Annotated in this window: 3 protein-coding genes; all 3 read left to right on the top strand. The window is 64.2% G+C overall.

Going from position 1 to position 2,968, the window contains the following annotated elements; all coding sequences use genetic code 11:
• Positions 1 to 83 precede the first annotated feature (83 nt).
• The 3 genes from EN852_RS42715 (at position 84) to EN852_RS34435 (ending at position 2,914) form a co-directional block, all read left to right on the top strand.
• Positions 84 to 989 carry a transposase gene (locus EN852_RS42715; RefSeq protein WP_127878430.1) on the top strand — a complete coding sequence of 302 codons (906 nt, stop codon included), beginning with the start codon at positions 84 to 86 and terminating at the stop codon, positions 987 to 989.
• Positions 986 to 1,339 carry an IS66 family insertion sequence element accessory protein TnpB gene (gene tnpB, locus EN852_RS34440; protein WP_127878428.1) on the top strand — a complete coding sequence of 118 codons (354 nt, stop codon included), beginning with the start codon at positions 986 to 988 and terminating at the stop codon, positions 1,337 to 1,339. Before EN852_RS42715 ends, tnpB begins: the two co-directional genes overlap by 4 nt.
• Before the next feature lie 72 nt (positions 1,340 to 1,411).
• Entirely contained in the window at positions 1,412 to 2,914 is a 1,503-nt protein-coding gene (locus EN852_RS34435) for an IS66 family transposase (protein ID WP_127878426.1), read from the top strand.
• The last annotated feature ends 54 nt before the right edge of the window (positions 2,915 to 2,968 follow it).

Below are 2,968 nucleotides of genomic sequence, written 5' to 3'. Positions count from 1 at the left end.
GTAACCGCCCGGTCCCTGCACATATTTGAAGTAGTGCAATCTCGCATCATGTCGGGTTCCTTCGTCTTGTGGAGGATATCCGGATGGCACCTCGCCGCTCGTGGGCCAAGGCCAACAGCCCATACTGGTCGTCGCAAGTCGCGTGCTGGCTCAGCAGCAATCTCAGTGCGCAGGAATTCTGCCGGCAGCGTGATCTTTCGATCACCACATTCGAGCTGTGGACGCACCATCTGGTGAGCAGCGAAGACCTGCGCAAACGTGCGGAAAAGCTGCAGAATTTGCGCCGGAAGAAGACCGGACGTCAGCGCAAGACGCAGCAGCCGAAGCGTCCCCAAAAGCGCCCGCGCTATCGCTACGGCAAGCGCACGGACAGCGGCCCGATTGCTCTGCGGGCGTTCTGGAGCATGCATGTCGAGGCGCTGAACTGGAGCGGCATGGGCCACGCGGAGTACGCCGCGGCGCTCGGCCTTTCGCGGCATGCGTTGCGGATCTGGCGCGATCGCCTGGAAGAATCCGGCGACGAAATGGACTGGCGATCGCTTCTTCATCCGAGTGCCCGGGCCCAATTAAGCAGCGCTGCTAATTGCGCACGGCGGCAATACCGCTTGACACCCGACGCGGTGGACGGTCGATCGCACCGGCGCAGCTTCACCGAAGAGCAGAAGCGGACGATCGTTGCAGAGACCGAGAGGCCCGGCGTTGTCGTGGCGCAGGTCTGTCGCCGCCATGGCATTGCCACCAGCATGGCCTTCCGCTGGCGCGAAGAGTTCGGCCTGACCGCACGCAAAGCGCCGGAACTCGCATTGGTCGAGCTCGCTGATGGAGCAGAGCACGAGCCGCCGGCGCTCGCCGCCTTGTGCAATCTCGTGCGGCCGCCGGACGGCATGGTGGCGATCGATCTGGATGGCGGGCGGCGCGTGTTCGCACCGGCGGGCGCGTCTGTGGCTGCGGTCAAGCGGCACCTGGCCGGCAAGGAGAAAGCGTCATGATCGTCGTTCCGGCGGGCGTTAAAGTGCATCTGGCGTTGGGTCACACCGACATGCGCAAAGGTCTCGATGGGCTCTCCACGCTGATACAGGAGCATCTGAAGAAGGATCCCTTCTCGGGCCATCTGTTCGTCTTCCGCGGCAAGAATGCCTCGCTTCTGAAGATCCTGTTCTGGGATGGAACGGGACTGTGTCTGTTCACCAAGCGCATGGACCACGGACAGTTCATGTGGCCGCGCCTGGCTGAGCCTGGCGGCTCGGTGGCACTGTCGCCGGCACAACTCGCGATGCTCATCGAAGGCATCGACTGGCGCGCTCCGGAGCGCTTCTGGCGGCCGATGCTGGCGGGCTGAAATCGACACTTCTATTGCGGTAGAAGAGGCCGGAATCCTTGGGTTGCTGGGCAGTTTGTGATAGAATCGATCATGTTGGTCGATCTCGAAAACCTGCCGTCCGATCCAGCGCTTCTTCAACGCCTCGTGCGCGACATGGCGGCTGCGGTCCAGAGCCGCGACGGCGAGATCGAACGGCTGCAGTCGATCATCAAAAAGCTCCAGCGGGCGCAGTTCGGCCGCAGCTCCGAGCGCCTCGATCCCGACCAGCTTGCGCTCGCCCTGGAAGAGCTCGACGCCGATATCGCGCGCATCCAGGAGAGCCGTCCGTTCGTCGGCAAGCCGCCGGCCGAGCGGCCGTCGCATCGCAGGCCGTTGCCCGATCATCTGCCGCGCGAGGACATTCTGGTCGATGTCGACCACATGATCTGCACGTGCTGCGGCGGCGCGCTGCATGCCATCGGCGAGAGCGTGAGCGAGATGCTGGACTGGGTTCCAGCACAGCTTCGCGTGATCAGGACGACGCGACCCAAATATGCATGCCGGACCTGCGAGACGGTGGTGCAGGCACCTGCGCCGGAGCGGCCGATCGCCGGTGGGCTGGCGACGCCGGCGCTGCTGGCACAGGTGCTGGTCAGCAAATATTGCGATCACACGCCGCTCTACCGGCAGTCGCAGATCTTCGCCCGCAATGGCGTCGAGCTTCCGCGTTCCACCCTTGCCGGCTGGGTCGGCGGCGCCCGCTGGTGGCTGGAAGCCCTGCATGAACGGCTCGCCAAAAGCGTCTTCGCCTCGAACCATCTTTTTGCCGATGACACGCCGGTGCCGGTGCTCGATCCTGGCCGCGGCCGCACCAAGACGGGAAGGCTGTGGGTATATGCCCGCGAGCAGCGACCATGGGGCGGACCGGAGCCGCCGGCTGCGGTCTATCTGTTTGCGCCGGATCGCAAAGCCGACCGTCCCGTATCGCATCTCGAGCACTTCAAGGGCGTTCTGCATGTCGATGGCTATGCCGGGTTCGAGCGTCTTACAGGCAAGGGAGATATCGTTCTGGCCGCGTGCTGGAGCCATACACGGCGCAAGTTCTACGACGTGGCGCAGGCAACCAACGCGCCGATCGCGGTGGAAGCCTTGCGACGGATCGGCGAACTCTATGCCGTCGAAGCCAACGTTCGCGGCCAATCGCCGGGGCATCGGCTTGCAGCCAGGCGCAGCCACTCCAAACCAATCGTCGACGCCATGCGGGTCTGGCTCGAAGCGCAGCTGCCGTTGTTGCCGGGTCGCAGCACGCTTGCCGAAGCCGCCCGCTATGCGCTCTCGCGCTGGGACGGACTGACCCGCTTCCTGCACGACGGCCGCATCGAGCTCGACACCAACCCGGTCGAGCGCGCGATCAGACCTGTCGCGCTCGGCCGTAAGAACCACCTCTTCGCGGGCAGCGACGGTGGTGGGCACCGATGGGCGGTGCTGTGCTCGTTGATCGAAACATGCAAGCTCAACGACGTCGAGCCGTATGCCTGGCTGCGCGATGTACTCGTCCGCATGGTCGACGGTCATCCAGTAAACCGGCTCGATGAACTCCTGCCTTGGGCTTAGAAAGTCGAAAATCCTGTCAAGATCTGAGCGACGTGCAACGACCGGACGCTTACC

The sequence above is a fragment of the Mesorhizobium sp. M2E.F.Ca.ET.209.01.1.1 genome (assembly GCF_004010375.2).
In the GTDB taxonomy this organism is placed as follows: domain Bacteria; phylum Pseudomonadota; class Alphaproteobacteria; order Rhizobiales; family Rhizobiaceae; genus Mesorhizobium.
The sequence above is the reverse complement of the archived record's forward strand: the minus strand, read 5'-3'. Positions and strand labels throughout refer to the sequence as shown.